Genomic DNA, 21,562 nt, shown 5'->3' on the forward strand with positions numbered 1-21,562 from the left:
TGTTTTATTGAATAGCCCCAGTTCTTGCCCCAACTACCTGTAAACTGTTACTGAATAAAGCTACGGATTCCGTTTCCATTTCTTTTAAAACATGTCCGTATACTTTATAAATCATATCAGGTGTATTCCACAGTCTTTCAGAAATTACTTTTACACTCATTCCTTGATTTAATAAGATGGTGCAATGTGTGTGACGTAATGCATGCAAAGTAATTTTTGGAATAAGAGTTCTTTTTGTGATTATATCAACCATTTTTTTGTTCGTTCAGCAGATAACGGATCAAACGAGTTAGCGGATAGAAAGATAAATGAACTTTCAGATAATTTTTGCCACAGGGAAACATTTATTAACACGAAATGTGTAGTAATGAATATTCACCAAGAAACAGGTCTTTCTAGGAACACTGTTTACTCAATTAAAAGGCAATTAGATGTAGATTCGAAATAAAGTCACGACGTTAATAATAAGTAAAAATCCTGTGCTGATAAGCAGGATTTTTTTGTACCACAAACGGGTCAGGTCATGGAATAAGCATCAAATATGGATTTGATATCTTTCTATTGCGTATGGATATTTGCCACAATATTTAACAAGAAATGTTAAGAACTGTTGATAGATATATCCTTAAATCCTCTATATTATAAAAATAAAAGGAGATGAAAAACATGATTGGTATGAATATTCGTGTTTTGCGTAAAAGGCATAAACTAAGTCAAGAACAATTGGCTGAAAAGGTAAACGTATCACGGCAGACCATAGCGAAGTGGGAAAACGGGGAGGCTATACCAGATATTCACAAATTCAAAATGCTCGGTGATATTTTTCAAGTAACCATAGATCAATTATCCCAAAATATGAATGAAGAAGAAGCAAACCGGATCAGTCCTAAAGGGAAGCAGTTCTTTGGTGTTGTGAAGGTAGGAGAACGCGGACAGATTGTAATTCCAAAACATGCACGTGAAATGTATCAGATTCATGCAGGTGATAAACTGGTTGTTTTGGGAGAGGATGCGACAAAAGGAATCGCTGTCTTAAAAAGTGACGGCTTCCTAGAATTTGCAGAGATGATTCGAAATGCGGAATCGAAGGATGAGATTGAATGAGTAAAATCATCTTTTTTTCGTTACCCGCACATGGTCACACCAACCCCACTATTCCGGTAGTAACCGAATTAATAAAGAAAGGTCATCAAGTTTGGTATTATTCCTTTTTAGAATTTCAGGACAAAATAGAAGACACGGGTGCTTTTTTTATGGCTTGTGATGAATTCTTACCTAAAGTTACACATATAGAATTGGACCGTAAGGTTGGCAAAGATTTTGCAGCATTAATTGAAATGGCAGCGGATATAACGATTGCTTTGGATAAAAAGGTGTGTAAAGAATTAAGGGATATTCAGCCAGACTGCATTGTATCTGACTCTTTATGTATTTGGGGAAAATTATTTGCTGAGAAACTAGGAATTCCATATATTTGTTCGACTACTTCGTTTGCCTTTAATCAGTATACAGCAAAACTAATGAAGCGGAGTTTCATGGAAGTCTGGAGAATGATTCTAGGCATGCGAAGGATTAACAGAAAAATTAAACTATTAAATGATCATGGTTATCAAGTAGAGAATTTTGTATCGTTAGTTCAAAATGATAATGAAACGGACACCATTGTTTACACTTCGAAAGAATTTCAGCCAATGGCGGATACCTTTTCTGAGCGCTATGCCTTTGTTGGACCATCCATAAAGCAGTCTATACCGATACAGAATGATAAAAGAGTTAGAAAAGTAATCTACATCTCTCTTGGGACTATACTAAATCAGAATCAGGATTTTTACCAAAACTGTCTCAAAGCATTTGGGAAGACAGACTATGATGTTGTGATGTCAGTCGGAGAAAAAACTGAGATTTCGTCTCTTGATAGCGTACCAGAAAATTTCATAGTGAAAAACGCTGTAGATCAGATCTCGGTATTACAGAAAGCAGATGTATTTATTACCCACTGCGGGATGAATAGTACGAATGAAAGCCTATATTTTGGAGTTCCAATGGTTTTATTTCCGCAACATAGCGAACAAAGAATGGTAGCTGACCGAGTTGCCCAGCTCGGTGCAGGATTAAAACTTAATAGAAAAACTCCAAAGTATTTAGCAACAGCGGTAGCTGAAGTGCTTACAAATCGAGTATACCAGGAAGAAGCGCAGAAACTGTCAGAAAGCTTTAGGAAAGCTGGTGGTGCAGTAGAAGCAGCTAATGTGATCCTGCGTAAAATTGGAGAGAAATCCTAACGGCTTTGTATTCTGCAAAAGTTTATATGGTGAACAAAACTTCAAGAAGCAGGCGCATTTCTTTATTAATGAATGCGTCTTTCTTCATCTAAAGGGCCAGATTATAGAATAACGTACTTTAACGAAAGGTTCCAAAACGATGCTGTGGGAATTTACTATTCTGTAATCTCCAAACAAAAATTGGATGACAAAGTAACTGGGCTAACCAATGATATTCGAGATAATATCATAGAAGTAAAAGACTCTGCTAAATCAACGGTGAAACAGACCATCAATTTACTCAATATGATGGTGCGAGTTTTCAGTCTGTAGGTAAGCACCGCATTGAACACACGCTGAACAAACACCTGAGAAAACGCTTGCCTTCGTAAAGAAGCATAGTAGGAAATAGCTCAATACGCACATCAGGTTTGGTTTAATGAATTGGCTTCTGTCCGTTACTAGTGAGCTAAAAAACATCACATCGCATTAATATCACCTTTGTAGGAATACCTTGTAACTTCATTTCAACTGCTTTTAATTTTACTTCTTGCGGATAACTCACTCTCGTTCCCATAAAAATAAGCACCTCCAATTGATATTAGGATACATTACCCTAAATTCAATTGAAGATGCTTTTTTGTTTTGTCTAACCCAAAGAGGTCAGTTCAAGGGGCAGCCCACCCCTCTTTTTGTTACCTAATTGAGTTTTATGAAGTATCTTATCTCTTCTTTATCCGTATAAAAGCCAACCGATTCGTATAGAGATAAAGCTGATTTATTTGTCGTTAGTACCATGAGAGTAGCTTATTGTAGCTTATGAGACTTAAGATATTTCAAAGCCTGTGCAAGCGTAAACTTTGCAATTCCACGCTTTCTCCATGGTTCACGGACAAAAACGTCCTCAATTACACCGTAGTCTTCTTCCTACCATGTCGTTAGTCCGCCAATAATAGTGTCTATTTGACGTATGACCATGGATGTCCATAGCTTGTTATTTTTGTATTCAGACAACCTATTAAGACCAAGTGGAGCATCTGGCCAAATTTCAGCTTCAATATCAAGGTAATCTCTTTCCTCGCTAGATGTCTCCATGCTCCAGTGTGAGAATTGAAACTCCTCCTGAAGTTTTAACTCAAGAACCGGTTCAGTCAAATCTCGATTCATGCTATACAAACTATTCAGAGGGAGATATCCTTTTTGGATAAAAAAAATGATTGTTTGCTGTTTCTTTCGAATCGTTACCAACACAAAGTATTGTTCCATATTCTTGAGGTAAAGTTACCTTTAATTGCTTTGCTCTTGTTAAAAGATATTGATAGACTTTGTCAAGCAGAGTAGTGTCCTGTTCTCTTTCATAAATGGTTTTCAGATTAATATATATAGAGTGATTGTTCTCTTTTGAACGACCAGGAGGAACAACGTTAATGATGCTAACTTGCCCCTTAGCGACCATTTTCCCATCTTCAAATGCGCAATAAACGTTACTCCAATTATCTTCGTCCCCGACCCACCAAAACATCGCGTTGTCTTTTGCTGTTACTGATTGGTACAACTCACCAAGTAAAGGCATATCTCCATGTTCAAAGTTACGAATGAAAAATTCTGTTGGTGATTGGCTCAAAATAATACCCCTCTCAATAGTAGGGGGTTCCGCAGTTTAGAGGGCTAGCTATTCGTTTTCCCTTGAAAAATTTGCCCTTTGCTAACATTTGTTCGCTAACAGTAAAATGCTTAATTTACTATTATTACCATTAAAATAACGCACTTTAATACTTGTATCTACAGATTTTTATCTCTATATTAATTTTTTTCAACAAGTATATAATCCAATTTCGAGAACACCCTAATTCTATTCTTTTAATAAACCTTCAATGACAAATTCAATTAAAATTTATGAATATATCATTGATTTATTATGTATTTAAAAAGATTCCTTTGTTTCGCGTTGGATAGCCCGATATGAGTAATCAAAGAATCTCTTTTTATCATATAATTCCTGGATTCACTAGTGATTTGAGTATTTGGATACAGATTTAAAAAAATATATAGTTCTTAAAGTAAATGAGGTAGCCGTTATAAGGTATATAGTGCATCTAAATAATATATTATTTTTCGAGTGCTTTTTAACTATTTTTTCGGTTATAATGAGAAAAACACGAAATATGATTCTAGTTTTATAACTAATGATTCTTGAATTAGTCATGTAATCTATACAATATCGAAGGGGAACTAAGCATGTTTTTAAAAAAAGAACGGAACATAACAATTGGCGATCTTATTAAGTTGAGTGAGGCTCAATTGCAAATGGCTAAACAGGGTCAATATGATTATGAGTATACTTTAGCTTCAACAAATGATGAGGAATTAAAACAGTTAGTACATAATTTAAATCAAGTAAATAGGCTTCGGAAAGAATCTGAAGATCAATTGCAGAAAAAATTGGGTAATGTATTGGAAAGTAATGAAATTGGTCTTTGGGAATTACAAGTATTGAACGGACGCTTGGATGATCCAAACAATGTTTTTACAGCTTCGACAGAATTAAAAGAGCTCTTAGGATTCAATAGTTATGCTATTAAAGACAGTTTTCAAGATTTTTTGAAGGTAATTACAGTGGCGCATCGTTCTGATTTTAAAGAGATGCTAGAGGAGAGTTTAGAAACACAAACTCGTTTTAATATGGAGCATTTGATATGCTGCCGTGACGGTCAAGAGCGCTGGATACAGACTACAGGAATTGCTTCTCATCTTGAAAATGATCAGTATCAAATAATTGGTTTGATGATGAATATTCATGATAAAAAAATAAACGTTGAAAAATTACAGGGATATGTAACACGTTATGATTTAATCAATAAAGCTCTAGTAGAAGCGCCATGGGATATGATTGTAGATCAAGGTGATCCATTAAATCCACAAAATTCCTTTTGGTGGAGTGAACAATTTCGAAGAACATTAGGCTTCAAGGATGAACTCGATTTTCCAAATATTATGAGCTCTTGGAGTGATCGCTTGCATCCAGAGGACAAGCAGCTTGCATTAGATGCGTTTAGTGCCCATTTATTAGATTTTTCTGGGCGTACGCCATTTCAAGTAGATTATCGCCTTCAATTAAAAACAGGTGAATATCGCTGGTTTCATGCAAATGGTACAACGCTTCGTAATAGTGAGGGAGCTCCTTTGCGAGTGGCAGGAACTATTCGAGATATTACACATGAAAAAATGAAAGAGCAAAATGTGCAAGAAACTATGACACGTATGGAGGAATTATCAGCTTCTATTAATCAAATGGTTGATGGCATTAATTCTATTACTATGCAGGCACAGGAACTGGCGAACACACAGGAAAAAACAACCGAAGCTGCCAATGATGCGAAAGGGGTAGCAGATGAAACACAGATTATATCACATTTTATTCGAGAGATAGCAGATCAGACAAATTTACTAGGGTTAAATGCTGCAATAGAAGCCGCACGTGCAGGAGAACAAGGAAAAGGTTTTGGTGTAGTAGCTGAAGAGGTAAGAAAATTAGCAGTTAATTCGGCTAAGGCAACAGGTAATATTGAATCAAGTTTAATGCAAATAAAGGTCTCTATTGATACAATTATTGACTATATGGATAAAATTAGTGAGCTTGCGCAAATGCAGGCGGCTCTTACAGAACAATTGAATGCCTCGGCAGATGAAATTGGTACAATGTCACAGGATTTGGTGGAATTTTCAAAGCAACAATAAAATTAAAGAGTATTTCGCTAGTTGATTATTTAACGTCAAGTGACATTAAAAAAGCTTTTATATAAAGCAAATAGGGGAATTCTCATTAAAATAACCAGGGGCTCATAAAATTTTTTATGAGTATCTGGTTTTATTTATGAGTTTTAAAAAATGCCCTTTTTGGCGTTCAGTACACCGAGTGCTAGCAGAGATATACTTAGATCAACAGCTAAGAGACTACTTAAAAGTCCCACAGTAACATATCTTATTTCTATTTATAAAAAGATTACTAAACAACAACACTTGACGCTGTATTAGGTCCGAATTTAGTAGAAAATATGGGTAGATTTGCACTGTTAATTGGGATTCCTCCCCTTGCGGGACCGTTTATATTATCGTCTATCGCTTTTTGGCAGGGTTAGTGCTTTTATTTTGTTACGTCCTGATCCATTAAAAATTGCAACAATGATAGAAGCAAACAGACAAGAAAATGAGCTTGGAAATAAGACAGAATCCTTAAATAAAAATGCTCTAAATAAAAGAGGTCTTACAGTCGGTGCAACGGTTATGGTTCTTACTCAGATTGTAATGGTTGCTATAATGAGGATGACACCAGTACATATGAAACCTCATGGTCATGGTTTATCGGAGGTTGGAATTGTTATAGGATTTCATGTAGATGTTATGTATCTTCCGTCGATCGTAACAGTGATTCTTGCCTTGTAGTAGTCACGTTCTTCTTCCATATCTTTGAAGTGAATCCGTTTGCCTTTTAACGGATTTTTTATGCCTTTCGCCCCCGATCCAGCAGATGGAAGACGGTTAAACGCGTCAATCGACTCTACTTCTTTAAACTCTCTCACCCATACCTTCACTTGTGAAACATTACGAATCTCGTATTTTTCCGCAATCTTTTGCATACTTTCTTCTCCCGCCAAATAAGCCTGTACTACTTCTAATTTCAACTCAGTTGGATACGTATTATTCTTTCTCGACATCGAAAAATCCCCTTTAAGTATAATGTTATCTACAGCGTACTGTAGTTTTTTTAACATTGTCTACCTAAAGGGGATAATATCAGTTGTGATTTTTGGCAACATAGTTTTTTTAGTAATCAATTAGTTATCCCCATACTGTCAAACTGGTACGCGTATCATTTTCGTTAGTGATATAGTTAATATTAGTGTAATGAAAACTTTTTGCACGTTCGAAAAGTTTATGAGTAATTGACTCATCTTTTGAAAAAATTGAGACATAGCATGAATCTATAATTAAAAGTGCAAGTTCACAAGTGCTCTTTAAAAAATCGTCATAACTTTTAATTTCTACTACCTCTTCCATATTAGGAAAAGCCTTTAGATCCGTAAATATTAAATAATATTCTTTAGTTGAAATATATTCTAAGAATGATGGACCATTTAAACTAACACTGTGGGGGAATAAATCTGAACCAAGTGTTCCTTTTTCTATTTTGTAAGACTCTCCAGGACCTACTGACCAATACCAAGAAGGATCAATGATATTTGAAAAAATATCAGATAAAAACTTGCCATACTCATTATTAATCTCGAAAGAAATACCTCGCATTTTAACATCCTTTCTTCAAACTACTAATTTTATTATAAAACAAAAAAATCTATCAATTACAAAATGTAATTCACTGGGCAACTCTCAATAGAAAAGTGTATAATTTAGCTTATATTGGAAAATGCAGACGTCTATGCATACCTAAAATAAGCAAATCATGTAGGGGAGTATAAAATGAGGATAAAAATTATCATAACAGTAGTCATTTGTTTATGGATGTTGCCATTTAGTCAAACAGCGCAGGCAGCAAATCTTAGTGAACATTATCATGATATTACAGACAATGATCTTCATAACAGTATCATTATGTCGCCTGAAAGCTCAAAGGCATTTGTCAATGGTAATATGGTTTCTGCAGTACAGCCACTTATCAAAGATGGAAGAACCTTAGTGCCACTTCGCTTTATTTCTGAAGGGTTTGGCGCAAAAGTCGATTTCAATGCTAAAAACAATACTATAACTATTAAAAATTCTGATAAAATCATAACCTTGAAAATCGGAAACAAGGCTATTGATGTGAATGGCCACTCGATTCAAATGGACGTTGCGGCTAACCTTCATCATAATTCTACCTATATTCCTTTAAGATATATAGGGGAGGCTTTTGATAAGAAAGTAGTTTATTTAAAAAATGAAAACCTACAACCTTATAGTTTGATTATGATTAGGGATGTAAAGGCAGCGGAGCTTGAAAATCTTAAACTTGTCCGCATTTGTGAATGGCTATTTCAGGGGAAATCAATTGTCTATAGCGATCGTTTTATGGCAGTGATCCAAGAGAAGGGTCAATTATTCTATAGCAATTATTTTTCAGATTTTGAACCATTTGTTTATAAGGAATTTGTTGAGGATAAAAATATCATCAAATTAGGGGATATTTGGATTAAAACAGATATGGGCAATTTTTATATGGACTACGCCTATAACACTACAAGAGAATTTATTTTATATTATGTGGATGGACAATCCATTTCAAGAGTAGCCGTAGAAAAAGCACCGATTAAAGCTGTAAAACCTTATGAGAATAATGTCTATTATCTAACGAGATATGAGCGTGGTATTGTAAATGCTCATGAAACGAGTAATTTAAAATCTGCAACACGAACAAATGGCCAATGGGTTACTGATTATTTAGGCAAGCCAGGGTTTTATTATGGTTTTGATACGATAGGCAATTCATATAACTGGAAAATAAATGATAACGGCATCTATATTTTTGGTTATAATAGGTTTGGCAATTTAAGCTCAGATGATAGAAAAAAAACTTTTGGAAATTACAGGGTAGACGTAAAGGGGCATAATCATGAGGTATTACACCCTTAAAGTTTGCGTATTCATGATATAGTTGGCTGGTTTAGGTTCTGTAGTGTACGAATCCTGAGCTAGTCAATTTTTGCTTACTCGGTTCGTTATGATTGGAATGGGGGCATGGCCATTTGTTTGATTTTACTTTCTGGCACTTACATGTTCTATTATTTGCGTTGCTTTTTAATATAAAAAATAAACCAAATATAATATATGATTACAACTAGTGACAAACCTAATGAAACATATTTATTTTGCTCATTGGGCAAAATAATAATAGAAATAATAGCTAATATAAAGGCGGGGAATACCGTGTAAAACCAGATTCGCACTGCTTTATTTCTAAAAGAAACTTCAAATCGATCCATACAAGCACCTCATTTATTGATCCTAAAGACCATTGTTTGGATAGTTGGAAATGATTTCCTAATAGAAAATATACCATAGTAAAATAAAAAATAGAAGTAAAAGGGTAGGGTGACGGATAAAACTAGCTCATTAAAGGTTATCGATAAATATCTTTTCTCCTGTAACTTTATTTGAAGTTGATGCGTCTACTTAGTAGTGTATTTAACTATTTTTCAAAAAGAATAGTAAATTCACATCATTTACCAAAGGGTTTTTAGTTGCTTGTCGACAAAAATATAGATTAAAATGATTCTGACTGTTTTTTTATTAGGTACAATGTATCCTGATTATCTACTTGTGCCCGCAAGCACATCCCCGTTTTGACTGCTTACTATAAGTGATGAAACAAACCTTGTCTGCAAATCGGAAAAATATCCCAATCCTTTATATGATGGAATACACGATAATTTCATAGAAAAATACTGTAGAAAATGATATGCCTTATGGTCGTAGGCAAAAAATCAATAGGACATTCAGCTCTTTCAAGTGGCAGAAATGATGATAAAATAAACATGTTATTGGAAATATTAACTATCGGAGGTTTATTATGGGTAAAAGTATATTATGGACAGCCACTGCTATCCTAGTAGTTTTACTTGGGTTTGGAAGCTACTACTTTATTAAAGAAATAACGAACTCTATGGCATACAATAAATTAGTGGATGAGTATAAAAAGCCAGTACCCATCAACAATATAGAGTCTGAATATGATGTGATTGTCATTGGTGGTGAGCCAGAGGGTGTCGCTGCTGCGGTTGCTTCAGCTCGTAATGGAGCTAAAACCTTATTGGTAGAAAAACGTGAAGAATTGGGTGGATTATTTACATATGGGATGCTAAATTTTCTAGATATTCCACGTGATGGTCATAATAACTCCATCAGTGAAGGTATTTTTAAAGAATGGCATGAGCTAGTGAGAGGCAATGATGCTTTTGGTATCGTCGGAGCTAAAGCAGCGTTTAAAAAGCTGATTGATGAGGAACCCAATTTAACATTGTCGGTGCAAACGGAAGTTGTCAAAGCGAATCTTCAACAACAGCAACTAACGTCTGTTGAGCTAAAAAATGAATACGGTACATATGTCGTTAAAGGAAAATCATTCATAGATGCTACACAGGATGCGGATTTTGCTACGATGTCTAAAGTTCCTTTCTTCGTTGGTGGTGAAGATATAGGGATAAAGGATAAACGCATGGCTGTAACATTAATGCTTCACTTGAAAAATGTTGATTGGGATCAAGTAAAAAAAGCGGCGAAGTCAGATGTATTTGGCGGGGCTAACTTGAATCATACCGTTATGTGGGGCTTTACAAAGCTTCATGATGAATATACACCTTTACAAGAAGGTACAAGATTAAGAGGGTTAAATTTAGCGCGAGTGGATGATGAATATTTTATTAATGCCTTACAAATTTTTGGTATTGATGGCTTAAATGATCATTCGAAGCAGGCGGCCATTGCTGCTGGTAAAAAAGAAACATTGCATGTACTTAAATATTTACAGGAAAACTTCCCTGGATTTGAAAAAGCAGAAATTGTCAGCTTCCCAGAAGAGCTTTATGTACGAGAAACAAGACATATCTGGGCGGAATATCAATTACCAATGTCCGATATTTGGCAAAACCGAGATCATTGGGATAGCATTGGGATTGCTTCTTATCCAGTAGATGTGCAGGCTCAAACACCCCATGATTATGGCTATGTTATTTCTGCACCAAAGCAATATGCGATTCCTTTCCGATCTCTAGTACCAAAGGATATCGATGGTTTACTTGTTGTAGGACGATCTGCAGGTTATTCATCTTTAGCAGCGGGAAGTGCCCGTATTGTTCCAACCGGTATGGTGACTGGGGAAGCGGCAGGGACAGCGGCAGCACTGGCTCTTCAACAAGATGTTACTTTTAGAGAAATGAGCAAGGATAAAAAATTAATTGCTACGTTAAGAGAGCAGTTGGATAAACAAGGTGCCTATATCGATTCATTTTCTGTGGACTATCCTTATCAGGGCGAATGGTATGATGAAGCCATTCAATCGTTAATTAACTATGGACTTGTAGTGGGCGGTTATGATAATGATTTAAAGGTCGACAGTAAAGCAACGAAAATTAAGTTTGCTAAAATGTTTAAAGAAAGTATGATTCGTGCTGGCGGAGAGAGTACAGCCGATAAGAAAGATAAGCTGGAGATTGTCATAAATAAGGTATATAGCACGGGTGATGAAGCTATTACGCGAGATGAGCTGGCGCAATATTTGGCAGATGTGCTTATCGATGAATCGACTGGAACAAGCTGGGAAAGCTTAATTGATCAAGAAATTGTTACTGAAAAAGTAGCTAAAAAAGTGAAAGACAATAAGCAACTGAAGTTAAAAGAGATGTATGCCATCATGGCAGATGTCATTCATTATATAGAAAAAGAACGTTCCTCTAAATGAGGAGCGTTTTTTTTAATGTGGATCGTTTGAATGCCGTCTGTAACTCATGAAGGTGAATGCAGATGCAATCAGTGCCAACGTTGCTGCTGCCCAGGCAAGATATTCTAGACTCCCTGAATTGATGACAAAGCCTCCTATGGCAGCGCCTAATGCTATCCCCACATTGACGGCTACTGGCGTTAATGAGGAAGCAAAATCTTTGGCTGATGGAGAATACTCTTCTGCTAAATCCATGAAGTATAGCTGAATTGTCGCGTTTACGGCATAAAGTATAACAGCCATTAACAGGATACTTAAAATTCCTAGCCAATGGGAGGACATTGTAAAATAAAAGGAAAATAAGATGAATGCCTGAATGATAAAAATATAACGTAATTTACTTAATCCGTTTCTCTGTGCAATTTTACCTGCTAAAACATTACTAAAAATAGAAAAGAAACCATAGATCAGAAGGACAATGGCTATGTATTTAGTCGGAACACCAAGTTTATTTTCTAAAATAGGCGTAATAAATGTATAGATTGTGTATGTTCCAGCAATGGTGAAAATAGGAATTAAAAATGCAAGTATAACTTTAGGATGCTTTAATAAGGACAATTGATCGGATAGCGATCCATTCTCACCACTTAAACGTTTAGGTAACACAAACATGCTTATGATAAATGCAACGCCCCCTAAGAAGGCAGTTAACCAAAATGTCATATGCCAATTACTCCATTGTCCTATCATTGTTCCTAATGGTACACCCATGACATTGGCAATGGTAAAGCCGGAAAATATCGAAGCAATGATAGTGGATCTTTTTTCTTTTGGAATGACCGTATTAGCAATGGACATAGATAGAGCTGTTAAAACACCACTGACAACAGCAGTCGTAATTCTAGAGCCCATTAGCACAACATAAGTGCTAGATAAAGCACTAATTATATTTCCAAGAATGAAAATGGCAATTAATACTAACATAAGTGGATATTTCGGAAATCTACTGACAAAGCCTGTTACAATAGGGGTGCCTATTGCATAGGCAATGGCGAATCCAGAAACCAATGTGCCTGCTGTAGCAATCGAGATCCCTATAGATGTAGAAACCTCAGTTAATAGCCCTACAATTACAAATTCACTTGTCCCCATGACGAAAGTAAGCAAAATAAGCGTAAATGCTAAAATCTTATGCTTTTTACTAAGCGTTTGTTCTTCATGAACCATTGTATATTGATACCTCCTTATATTTATATATCGAGAATTATTGATATATTAGATGTAATATCGGAACCTATATCTATTTATCGTGAATATTCGATATAATACTTGAATAGAAACCCACTTAATCATTTTGGGTTTCTGATACTAAAAACATTGCAATTTCTTGGACAGTTTCTTCTTTTAATTTGTAATACGTCCATTGACCATGACGAAAAGATTCAAGGAGACCAGCTTTTTGCATCATAGTTAAATAGTGAGAAACGGTCGATTGAGAAGTTTTTGCTTTTTCCTGAATATCCCCTACACAAACGCCTCCTTCAATACTCACTTTTGGAAAATGCTTCTCAGGTTCCTTCAACCACTGTAAGATGTTTAGCCTTGTCTCGTTTGATAACGCTTTAAAAATTTCAATAGGTTCCATGTCTCAATGATATATCGAATTATCTCGATATGTCAATGATTAATTTTATACAAAAAATTATTGACGTCAAGAAAGGACTCCTGTAGAATATGTCAAAATCATAGAAAAATTCGATGATAAAGAGAGTAATTGATGGGACAACTGGAAAGCGAGTTAGGGATGGTGTGAGCCTAATACAGAAACCATGAATGAAGCGCACTTTGGAGAAGGTTCTCGAACTACTAGTAGAGAATAGCGGGGCGTCACCTCGTTAACAATGGAAAGTGGTCATTATGAATGGCAACTAGAGTGGTACCACGGGATTACTATGCTCTCGTCTCTAATTATAGAGGCGGGGGCTTTTTTTATTGAAAATGGAGGAGGATATACATGAATAAACAAATTGCAAACAGTATTGCTGAAATTTTAAAGCATCAGCTAACAGCTCAAGACGTGGAACAATTGCTAGAAAAACCAAAAAGTTTAGAAGTTGGCGATGTGGCATTTCCATGCTTCACCTTGGCTAAAATATGGAAGAAGCCACCTCAACAAATTGCTGCGGAAATAGCGAACCAATTGCAAAATGAGATGATCCATCAGGTGCAATCCGTTGGTGGCTATGTCAACATCTTTTTAAATCAAGCAACAGTAACGCAACAAGTGTTGGGCCTTATTATGCAGGAACAACAAAATTTTGGTACGAATCAAAATGAAATGGGAAGTGTCGTCCTCGACTTTTCTTCGCCCAATATTGCTAAACCGTTCTCTATGGGGCATTTACGTTCAACCGTCATTGGGAATGCCTTGGCAAATATTGCAGTTAAAAATGGTTACCAGGCTATTCGTATTAATCATTTAGGGGACTGGGGCACCCAATTTGGCAAGCTTATCGTTGCGTATCAAAATTGGGGTGATAAGGAAGCCATTACAGCATCTCCTATTGAGGAATTATTAAAGATTTATGTTAAATTTCATACGATGGCCGAACAAGATCCTACATTAAATGAAATGGCTCGCGCCGCATTTAAAGCATTAGAGGATGGTGATTCAGAGGCGTTAGCATTGTGGCAATGGTTCCGCGATGTATCGTTAGATGAATTTCAGGCTATTTATCAGCTGCTAGGTATCAATTTTGATGAATATACAGGAGAAGCCTTTTACAATGATAAAATGACAGAGGTTGTGACAGAGCTACAAAGCAAAGGACTCCTAATCGAATCAGAGGGTGCTTTTGTAGTAGAGATGGAGGGAATGCCTCCTTGTTTAATAACAAAAACAGATGGCGCCACGCTTTATGCAACTCGTGATTTAGCGGCTGCCTTTTACCGACAGCAACAGTATCAACCGAACAAAATTTTCTATGTAGTTGGCAATGAACAAACGCTCCATTTTAAACAATTATTTCAGGTGATTGAAAAGATGGGGTATAGTTGGGCAAAAGATTTACAGCATGTACCGTTTGGGATGATGCTTAAAGATGGTAAGAAAATGTCCACACGTAAAGGTAAAGTGGTGTTATTAGCGGATGTGCTAGCCGAGGCGATTGCCACAGCTAAGCGTAATATAGAAGACAAAAACCCTCATTTACAGCATAAAGAGCGAGTAGCGCAGCAAGTAGGAGTTGGAGCGGTTATCTTTAATGACCTAAAATATCATCGTTTAAACGATATTGAATTCTCCATCGAGCAAATGATGAATTTTGAAGGGGAAACAGGTCCTTATGTACAGTATACCTATGCTCGTATTTGCTCTATCTTGGCAAAAGGCGATGTGCCCTCTCACATAAAGACATTTGCTCCATTAGGGCAGCATGCTTGGCCAATCATTTTATTATTGGAACAATTTCCGAAGGTTGTGGACACCGCTTTTAATCAGGCAGACCCATCCATTATCGCAAAATATGCTTTACAGCTAGCACGTTTATTAAATAAATATTACGCTAATCAAAAAATATTAACCGATGATGCCCAGCAAGCTTCACGTCTAGCGCTTTGTCATTGTGTGGCGATAGTGTTAAAAGAGTCATTAGCTTTATTGGGCATTGAGTCGCCAGAAAATATGTAGTGAACGGTCGCATATTGAAAGCATTGACCATTTATAGAATACATGGTAAAAGGATAGAATAATAAAAGAAAATTCTTCCATTGACTGGCAGCAGAGGGGATTAAATCAAATGGGTAAAAAACAATGGACTGTTTCACTGATTTTAGTCGTAATAAGTATATTCTTTGTAGCACTTAATATGAGACCCGCAGTAACGGGAATTGGGCCACTCTATAATGTCCTCATGACAAACTTACAGGTTTCCAATACGAGTATGAGCTTTCTCACATCTATCCCAGTTTTTTGCATGGGTTTATTTGCTCCGATTGCTGTACCATTTCAGCGTAAGCTTGGAACAAAATTAGCAATCGTGCTGTTAATGGTTATACTCATCTTCGCAAATGGGCTACGCTTTTTCCAAGAAAGCTATCTTTTATTAGTTGTCACTAGTTTTGCGGCAGGCTTGGCTATTGCGATGATTGGGCCTATATTAAATGCATTTATTAAGAAAAAATTCCCTCAACGCTTTACAATTGTTATTGGTATTTATTCATTTGGCATCGGCGTTGGTGCGACATTAAGTGCAGCATTAACAGTGAGCTTTTATCAATATTTTGATAATCAGTGGACAGTTGCACTGGGCATGTGGGCCTTACTTGCTATGGTCGCCCTTATTCTATGGAGCTGGGCAATTCCGAAAGAACAAGGAGCAGATGGTGAAGAATTAGCTAAAAATGAACCGGCGCGTAATCCTTGGGTAACTGGGCGCGCTTGGTCAATTTTATTGTATTTTGGCTTACAAACCTCACTGTTTTTCTCTATGATGTCGTGGCTTACACCTCTTTTACAGGACAAAGGAATGACGCTTAAGGATGCGAGTATGATGCTGACGTTTATGTCTATTGTACAAATGATTGGGAATATTGCTGTGCCGATGCTTATGGAGAAATGGACTAATCGATTAGCATGGGCAGTGGCATTAGGCTGTTTAGGGCTGATAGGCTTTACATTATTATGGCTTTTATCAGGTATTTATTTGTGGTTGGCCGTATTGATAATCGGCATTGTTCTAAGTGGGCTATTTCCGATCGGCCTGCTGTTACCGCTTGATGAAGCTAGAAATGATCAGGAAGCCAACAGCTGGTCATCGATGGTATTTTCAGGTGGCTTTATGCTAAGTGCAATCATTCCTGTTTTGATTGGCGTTTGCTATGACATGACAGGTAACCATACATGGACGTATGTGATTTTTCTAGCATTAATGCTAGGAATAATCGCGACAACAGGGCTACTGCGAAAAAATTAATTCAAGAAGGCATGCCATTCAAAACGCATGTCTTTTTTTTGTCAAAAATATTTTGAAGGCCTAAAATCCATCCATTTTCACAGCAAATCAGAGAATCCATAAATTTTAATAGGTAGAATGAAATAGAACTAAAGCGATTGCTCTATTTTACTACTAGATAAATTCAAATAATAATATTATGTAAACTTGAAACATCCTAAGACCTTGATTATGATAGACAAGAGAGATAGTTGAAAAGAAAGTTTTGGTGAAGGTATGTATAAAAAGATGCTCGTTTTAGGAGCGGCTACAATACTAATGACAAGTTGTGACAGTCAAATAGGTGCAGGCTGGTTTCAAGCAGAAAAAGCAGAGATGCCAACAAAAACAGTGGCCAAGCAAGAAGAAAAGATAGTGCCTGAGGTCAAAGTGATAGGTGAGCATGGAGTTGGTGCAGGCATTATTATTCAGCAAAAGGATGATGAGCTTTATATTTTAACAAATGGCGCACTAGTGGCCTCAAAGCCAACTGCCCTTGTGCAAATTGGTCCGGATAAGCTAGTGGCAACGAATGTTCATTTTATGTCAACGGCACATAATGTTGCACTTTTGCAGGTGACCTATAAAGCGAATGTAAAAGTACCTAAAATGTATGAGGGGGAGCTCGATCAGCTATCAGTTTATGTGAATGGCTTACCTTATACGATTCAAAAATACGATGATAAAATTGCTGCTTATTATATTGATACAGATGAAAAGCTACCTTTGGGAAGCCCCGTGATGGAGGCGGAAAACGGAGCAATTGTCGGTCTTTATTTTAACCGGCAGCAGCTAGGTGAAGCACAACCATACATATTGCCGATAAAGGAAATTCAACCGTTTATGCAGAAGTGGTTAAAGGAAGGCATGAAGGCGAGTGTACGCCTATCGCAATCAAAAAATTTATATCCTTATATTGAACAGGGGGATCAAGAAGCCGTACAGCAAGCCATCGACCAATATGGTGAAAATATATTTGCGTATAATATAGATGAAATCAATCTTTTTTTAGATACATTCCATAAGCATTTAAAAGGCGCTGTCACTATTCAAGATGCAAGTGTTATGGAGCCGATTGTTGGATCAGAAGATTTGCAAGACACTTTGGCAGGTATGGTTGCCTACTATGCCTCCAAACACGCGAAGATTCATTTCTCGAATACGGACATTCAAGATATTCGTATAGTGGATCAGCATCTACAGGTACAAGCTAAAACGGAGTATGTATTGACCAACGCAACTGGTCAGGAGGCACTTGCCCATTCCATCATGCTTTATGAAATTATGAAAAATGAACAGGGCGAGTACAAGCTACTTCGTCTTACTACTGAGGAGTGAACTTTGCATGGAGCAAGCAAGACAAATGCTACAGCATCATTTTGGCTATGAAGCCTTCCGGCAAGGACAAGCCCAAATTATTGAACAAACTTTACATGGACAATCGAGCCTTTGTGTGATGCCAACAGGTGGAGGGAAGTCTATTTGTTATCAGATTCCAGCGTTAATGCTTGAGGGGCTCACAATCGTTATATCGCCTCTTATTTCTTTAATGCAAGATCAGGTGGAAGCTTTACGAGCAGCCAATATTCCTGCTGCCTATATAAATAGTACATTAACAGCACAAGAAGTGAATGAAACGATGCAGCTAGCTAGTGCTGGTTATTTAAAACTACTGTATATCGCACCTGAAAGACTTGAAAGTGCTTCCTTCCTTCAAGCATTGTCCTATTTATCCGTGCCATTAATTGCGGTGGATGAAGCACACTGTATTTCTCAATGGGGTCATGATTTTCGACCAAGTTATCGTTCCATTCAAAAGCTTTTCACACTGTGGCAGCAGAAGCCAACTGTTTTAGCGCTTACCGCCACTGCGACACCTGCTGTTTGTGAGGATATTCGGAAAATATTAACCATTGATGAAGATGCAACAGTGATGACAGGCTTTACACGTGATAATTTGGCCCTTTCGGTGTTAATTGGTGAAAATAAAGAACGTTATATTAAAAATTACTTGCAGAAAAATAAACAGGAAGTCGGTATTATTTACGCCGCCACACGAAAAGCGGTAGACGCGATTTATGACATGCTAAGTCGGTCGGGTGAAGAGGTAGCCAAATACCATGCTGGGCTATCAGAGGATCTACGGATGGCTGAGCAGGAGCGTTTTTTAAAAGATGAGGCACGTATTATGGTGGCTACCAACGCCTTTGGTATGGGAATCGATAAAAGTAATGTGCGCTTTGTGCTGCACTATCAAATGCCTCGCAACATGGAGAGCTATTATCAAGAAGCAGGGCGAGCTGGTCGAGATGGTCTTCCAAGTGCTTGTATCCTACTGTATGCCTCCGGAGATGTTCAAACTCAACGTTTTCTTATTGACCAATCGCAAGATGAAGCACGAATACCACAGGAATTAGCGAAGCTCCAAACAATGGTCGATTATTGCCATACAGAGGGCTGCCTACAAAATGCAATTTTAGCCTATTTTGGTGAAGTACAAGAGGAGCCTTGTGGTCGCTGCAATAATTGTAATGATGGCCGTACTGTGATGAATGTAACGGAGGATGCACAGAAGGTACTCGCTTGTGTTGTACGGATGGGCCAAAAATTTGGCAAGACGATGGTGGCTCAAGTACTTATCGGCTCCAAAAATCAAAAAATGAATGAATTTGGATTTGCACGTTTATCGACCTATGGCATTTTGAAAGGGCATTATTCGTCTAAAGATGTCTCGAACTTTATTGAGTTTCTAATTGCCGAAGGCTTATTGGCAGTTAAGCACGGCACGTATCCGACTATTTATGTGTCAGCCGATGGCAAAGAAGTTCTACTTGGGCAACGACAGGTCATGCGGAAGGAAGCTGTAACGGTTAAAAAACTGGTTGATAATGATCCTTTATTTGAACATTTACGTGTGTTGCGAAAAGAAATTGCAGATGAAGAGAAAGTTCCACCATTTGTAGTATTCTCAGATAAAACATTACGTGATTTATGTGACAAGAAGCCCGCAGTACTGGATGATTTACGCCACATTAGCGGCATCGGTGAAGTGAAATTTGATAAATACGGCAAGCGTTTCTTTGAGGCACTACAATCATTTTTAGAAACACCCATCTAAAATTAAGCATGTGTTTTTACAAAAAGAGAGGTGTCTCAATGAAAAATTGAGGCACCTCCGTTTGTTTATTTATCCCAATGCTTAGTTAGAAACTCATCACGGCCGGAAACAGCACGGTCTTGCTTATAGTGATCAGCTTCTTTTTTATAGTAATCTTGGTGATAGTCTTCCGCTGGATAGAAGCGTTCAGCATCGCGAATTTTGGTTACAATAGGTTTATCGAAGCGTCCACTAGTGGCAAGCTTTTCTTTAGATGCCTCGGCGATTTGCTTTTGTTCATCCGTGTAAGTAAAGATCGCTGTTGAATAGGACTCTCCACGGTCATGAAACTGCCCAAAAGCATCAGTGGGATCGATTTGCATCCAATAAATGTCTAGTAGTTGTTCATAGCTAAAAATGGCTGGATGGAATTCAATTTCGACGACTTCTAAATGGCCAGAAGTCCCTTTCTTAACATCCTCGTATGTTGGGTTTTCTAAATGGCCGCCCATATAACCAGATGTTACTTTATGTATACCATCCCACTCGACGAATGGCTTAACCATGCACCAAAAACAACCGCCAGCAAATGTAGCTTTTTCTATCATGTACATCATCCTTTCTTTTGTGAAAATATTATAGCATTGTTTGGCGAAAAAACTGAGCATTTGGGTGTAAAATAACAATAAGATAGATGAAGATGAGACTTCCTCTATCAGCCAAATGAAACTTTCCGGCTAATCAATCGTTACATTAACTATAAAAAAATAGAGGAGTTAGTCATTATGGAAGAGCAAGATTATACTAGACGCTCACAACGTCCTACAAAACGAAAGCTTCGTAAAGGGAGAGCAATTTTTACATTATTAATACTCTGTGTCTTGGTTGTGGCAGGTTATTCTATCATGCAGTACCGCAGTGGCCTAAAGCTTGCCAATCAAACACAAGTTGAGCAGGAGGATTTTTCTGGCGATACATTAAAAGGCGATATCGAAAATTACTTAATCCTTGGTGTCGATACACGTGGCGAGGAGAAATCTCGAACAGATACGATGATGGTATTATCTTGGAATAAATCAAACAATGATATTAAGCTCGTATCCTTTATGCGTGATATTTATGCGGAAATCCCGGGCTATCAATCCTATAAGCTTAATACAGCGTACTACTTAGATGGGGTACAGCTACTGAAGGATACACTAACAAATATGTTCGGCTTACCGATTCACCATTATGCGCTTATCGATTTTAAAAACTTTGAATCGTTGGTGGATATTTTAGCGCCTAATGGTGTTGAGATGGACGTTGAGAAGGATATGTCTGAAAATATTGGGGTAGAGTTAAAGCAAGGTGTTCATCACTTAAATGGACAGGAGTTACTAGGCTATTCACGATTCCGTCATGATGCGGAAGGTGATTTCGGTCGTGTAGCACGTCAGCAAAAGGTTATCGAGGCTTTAAAAAATGAACTGTTAACACCTGCGAATGTATTGCATTTACCAAAATTTGTAGGGGCAGCACAAGGCTATATTACAACCGATTATTCTTCTGCTGAAGAAATGCAACAAGTGCTGAAATTGTTATCTAAGGGCAAGGTGAACATTGAAAAAGCAACGATTCCAATTGAAGGTAGCTATCAATTCCAAAACTTTAGTCATGCCGGCGATTCAATCGTGATAGATGTGGAACAAAATAAGGCCTTTTTAAGTGATTTTTTAGGCATTTCACTGGAGTGATATTTAGCAAAATCCAACATTATCCTGTAATATAAAGGTAGAGCTTT

At 37.1% G+C, this 21,562-nt stretch carries 17 protein-coding genes, 2 pseudogenes and 1 other annotated feature; of the genes and pseudogenes, 11 read left to right on the forward strand and 8 right to left on the reverse strand.

The window, feature by feature from the left end; translation table 11 throughout:
- Positions 1–4: 4 nt before the first annotated feature.
- Positions 5–208, reverse strand: coding sequence for a tyrosine-type recombinase/integrase (locus AC1Q6O_RS09725; RefSeq protein WP_492401092.1), 204 nt, complete (start codon positions 206–208; stop codon positions 5–7).
- Between the two features lie 458 nt (positions 209–666).
- Here AC1Q6O_RS09725 and AC1Q6O_RS09730 point away from each other — a divergent pair, with 458 nt between their 5' ends.
- Both AC1Q6O_RS09730 and AC1Q6O_RS09735 read left to right on the forward strand, forming a co-directional pair.
- A complete protein-coding gene (locus AC1Q6O_RS09730) occupies positions 667–1,104 on the forward strand; it encodes a helix-turn-helix domain-containing protein (RefSeq protein ID WP_069481329.1) in 438 nt (145 codons plus the stop codon).
- Positions 1,101–2,282: a macrolide family glycosyltransferase gene (locus tag AC1Q6O_RS09735; protein ID WP_239354546.1), complete on the forward strand. Its 1,182-nt coding sequence runs from the start codon at positions 1,101–1,103 to the stop codon at positions 2,280–2,282. The genes AC1Q6O_RS09730 and AC1Q6O_RS09735 overlap by 4 nt, the downstream gene beginning before the upstream one ends.
- Before the next feature lie 678 nt (positions 2,283–2,960).
- On the opposite strand, the pseudogene AC1Q6O_RS09740 reads toward AC1Q6O_RS09735, so the two are convergent.
- Positions 2,961–3,834, reverse strand: a pseudogene (locus tag AC1Q6O_RS09740) (GNAT family N-acetyltransferase).
- 665 nt (positions 3,835–4,499) lie between these two features.
- Between AC1Q6O_RS09740 and AC1Q6O_RS09745 the strand changes: the two are divergent.
- Both AC1Q6O_RS09745 and AC1Q6O_RS09750 read left to right on the forward strand, forming a co-directional pair.
- The gene (locus tag AC1Q6O_RS09745) at positions 4,500–5,999 is read left to right on the forward strand and encodes a methyl-accepting chemotaxis protein (protein ID WP_107922236.1); all 1,500 of its coding nucleotides are present in this window, start codon (positions 4,500–4,502) and stop codon (positions 5,997–5,999) included.
- Between the two features lie 275 nt (positions 6,000–6,274).
- Positions 6,275–6,695, forward strand: a pseudogene (locus AC1Q6O_RS09750) (MFS transporter); the annotation flags it as partial.
- Here AC1Q6O_RS09750 and AC1Q6O_RS09755 read toward each other — a convergent pair.
- Together AC1Q6O_RS09755 and AC1Q6O_RS09760 are read right to left on the reverse strand one after the other, a co-directional pair.
- Positions 6,650–7,033: a helix-turn-helix domain-containing protein gene (locus AC1Q6O_RS09755; RefSeq protein ID WP_107922238.1), complete on the reverse strand. Its 384-nt coding sequence runs from the start codon at positions 7,031–7,033 to the stop codon at positions 6,650–6,652. The pseudogene AC1Q6O_RS09750 and the gene AC1Q6O_RS09755 sit on opposite strands and share 46 nt — an antisense overlap.
- Before the next feature lie 67 nt (positions 7,034–7,100).
- Positions 7,101–7,565, reverse strand: coding sequence for a DUF2691 family protein (locus AC1Q6O_RS09760; protein ID WP_008180040.1), 465 nt, complete (start codon positions 7,563–7,565; stop codon positions 7,101–7,103).
- Positions 7,566–7,739: 174 nt separating this feature from the next.
- Between AC1Q6O_RS09760 and AC1Q6O_RS09765 the strand changes: the two genes are divergently transcribed.
- The gene (locus AC1Q6O_RS09765) at positions 7,740–8,888 is read left to right on the forward strand and encodes a copper amine oxidase N-terminal domain-containing protein (protein ID WP_239354549.1); all 1,149 of its coding nucleotides are present in this window, start codon (positions 7,740–7,742) and stop codon (positions 8,886–8,888) included.
- A gap of 149 nt (positions 8,889–9,037) precedes the next feature.
- On the opposite strand, the gene AC1Q6O_RS09770 is transcribed toward AC1Q6O_RS09765, so the two are convergent.
- Positions 9,038–9,238: a hypothetical protein gene (locus AC1Q6O_RS09770; protein WP_090001543.1), complete on the reverse strand. Its 201-nt coding sequence runs from the start codon at positions 9,236–9,238 to the stop codon at positions 9,038–9,040.
- A 587-nt stretch (positions 9,239–9,825) separates the two neighbouring features.
- On the opposite strand from AC1Q6O_RS09770, the gene AC1Q6O_RS09775 reads away from it, so the two are divergent.
- Entirely contained in the window at positions 9,826–11,712 is a 1,887-nt protein-coding gene (locus AC1Q6O_RS09775; RefSeq protein ID WP_090001541.1) for an FAD-dependent oxidoreductase, read from the forward strand.
- Between the two features lie 12 nt (positions 11,713–11,724).
- On the opposite strand, the gene AC1Q6O_RS09780 is transcribed toward AC1Q6O_RS09775, so the two are convergent.
- On the reverse strand, positions 11,725–12,918 hold the full coding sequence (locus AC1Q6O_RS09780) for an MFS transporter (RefSeq protein WP_492401093.1): 1,194 nt from the start codon (positions 12,916–12,918) through the stop codon (positions 11,725–11,727).
- Positions 12,919–13,036: 118 nt separating this feature from the next.
- Positions 13,037–13,336, reverse strand: coding sequence for an ArsR/SmtB family transcription factor (locus AC1Q6O_RS09785; RefSeq protein ID WP_089986552.1), 300 nt, complete (start codon positions 13,334–13,336; stop codon positions 13,037–13,039).
- A gap of 104 nt (positions 13,337–13,440) precedes the next feature.
- Positions 13,441–13,660: a binding site (T-box leader), on the forward strand.
- 45 nt (positions 13,661–13,705) lie between these two features.
- On the opposite strand from AC1Q6O_RS09785, the gene argS reads away from it, so the two are divergent.
- From argS to recQ, 4 genes are all read left to right on the forward strand, one after another.
- Positions 13,706–15,379: an arginine--tRNA ligase gene (argS, locus tag AC1Q6O_RS09790; RefSeq protein WP_090001537.1), complete on the forward strand. Its 1,674-nt coding sequence runs from the start codon at positions 13,706–13,708 to the stop codon at positions 15,377–15,379.
- A 109-nt stretch (positions 15,380–15,488) separates the two neighbouring features.
- Positions 15,489–16,664, forward strand: coding sequence for an MFS transporter (locus AC1Q6O_RS09795; RefSeq protein WP_089986550.1), 1,176 nt, complete (start codon positions 15,489–15,491; stop codon positions 16,662–16,664).
- Positions 16,665–16,919: 255 nt separating this feature from the next.
- Positions 16,920–18,020, forward strand: a complete 1,101-nt coding sequence (locus AC1Q6O_RS09800; RefSeq protein ID WP_090001536.1) for a TcaA NTF2-like domain-containing protein — start codon at positions 16,920–16,922, stop codon at positions 18,018–18,020.
- 7 nt (positions 18,021–18,027) lie between these two features.
- Positions 18,028–19,800 carry a DNA helicase RecQ gene (gene recQ / locus AC1Q6O_RS09805; RefSeq protein WP_090001534.1) on the forward strand — a complete coding sequence of 591 codons (1,773 nt, stop codon included), beginning with the start codon at positions 18,028–18,030 and terminating at the stop codon, positions 19,798–19,800.
- Between the two features lie 65 nt (positions 19,801–19,865).
- On the opposite strand, the gene msrA is transcribed toward recQ, so the two are convergent.
- Positions 19,866–20,387, reverse strand: coding sequence for a peptide-methionine (S)-S-oxide reductase MsrA (msrA, locus tag AC1Q6O_RS09810; protein WP_090001532.1), 522 nt, complete (start codon positions 20,385–20,387; stop codon positions 19,866–19,868).
- Positions 20,388–20,564: 177 nt separating this feature from the next.
- Here msrA and AC1Q6O_RS09815 point away from each other — a divergent pair, with 177 nt between their 5' ends.
- On the forward strand, positions 20,565–21,515 hold the full coding sequence (locus tag AC1Q6O_RS09815; RefSeq protein ID WP_090001530.1) for an LCP family protein: 951 nt from the start codon (positions 20,565–20,567) through the stop codon (positions 21,513–21,515).
- The last annotated feature ends 47 nt before the right edge of the window (positions 21,516–21,562 follow it).

It is taken from the genome of Lysinibacillus sp. GW823-FHT06C08 (assembly GCF_058795135.1).

What these genes read in the sequence shown, in the direction of transcription:
- AC1Q6O_RS09755 (WP_107922238.1), bottom strand. Translation starts at nt 7,033, where the DNA reads ATGTTAAAAAAACTACAGTACGCTGTAGATAACATTATACTTAAAGGG.
- AC1Q6O_RS09815 (WP_090001530.1), top strand. Translation starts at nt 20,565, where the DNA reads ATGGAAGAGCAAGATTATACTAGACGCTCACAACGTCCTACAAAACGA.
- AC1Q6O_RS09765 (WP_239354549.1), top strand. Translation starts at nt 7,740, where the DNA reads ATGAGGATAAAAATTATCATAACAGTAGTCATTTGTTTATGGATGTTG.
- AC1Q6O_RS09800 (WP_090001536.1), top strand. Translation starts at nt 16,920, where the DNA reads ATGTATAAAAAGATGCTCGTTTTAGGAGCGGCTACAATACTAATGACA.
- AC1Q6O_RS09775 (WP_090001541.1), top strand. Translation starts at nt 9,826, where the DNA reads ATGGGTAAAAGTATATTATGGACAGCCACTGCTATCCTAGTAGTTTTA.
- argS (WP_090001537.1), top strand. Translation starts at nt 13,706, where the DNA reads ATGAATAAACAAATTGCAAACAGTATTGCTGAAATTTTAAAGCATCAG.
- recQ (WP_090001534.1), top strand. Translation starts at nt 18,028, where the DNA reads ATGGAGCAAGCAAGACAAATGCTACAGCATCATTTTGGCTATGAAGCC.
- msrA (WP_090001532.1), bottom strand. Translation starts at nt 20,387, where the DNA reads ATGATAGAAAAAGCTACATTTGCTGGCGGTTGTTTTTGGTGCATGGTT.
- AC1Q6O_RS09780 (WP_492401093.1), bottom strand. Translation starts at nt 12,918, where the DNA reads ATGGTTCATGAAGAACAAACGCTTAGTAAAAAGCATAAGATTTTAGCA.
- AC1Q6O_RS09785 (WP_089986552.1), bottom strand. Translation starts at nt 13,336, where the DNA reads ATGGAACCTATTGAAATTTTTAAAGCGTTATCAAACGAGACAAGGCTA.
- AC1Q6O_RS09735 (WP_239354546.1), top strand. Translation starts at nt 1,101, where the DNA reads ATGAGTAAAATCATCTTTTTTTCGTTACCCGCACATGGTCACACCAAC.
- AC1Q6O_RS09795 (WP_089986550.1), top strand. Translation starts at nt 15,489, where the DNA reads ATGGGTAAAAAACAATGGACTGTTTCACTGATTTTAGTCGTAATAAGT.
- AC1Q6O_RS09770 (WP_090001543.1), bottom strand. Translation starts at nt 9,238, where the DNA reads ATGGATCGATTTGAAGTTTCTTTTAGAAATAAAGCAGTGCGAATCTGG.
- AC1Q6O_RS09745 (WP_107922236.1), top strand. Translation starts at nt 4,500, where the DNA reads ATGTTTTTAAAAAAAGAACGGAACATAACAATTGGCGATCTTATTAAG.
- AC1Q6O_RS09760 (WP_008180040.1), bottom strand. Translation starts at nt 7,565, where the DNA reads ATGCGAGGTATTTCTTTCGAGATTAATAATGAGTATGGCAAGTTTTTA.
- AC1Q6O_RS09730 (WP_069481329.1), top strand. Translation starts at nt 667, where the DNA reads ATGATTGGTATGAATATTCGTGTTTTGCGTAAAAGGCATAAACTAAGT.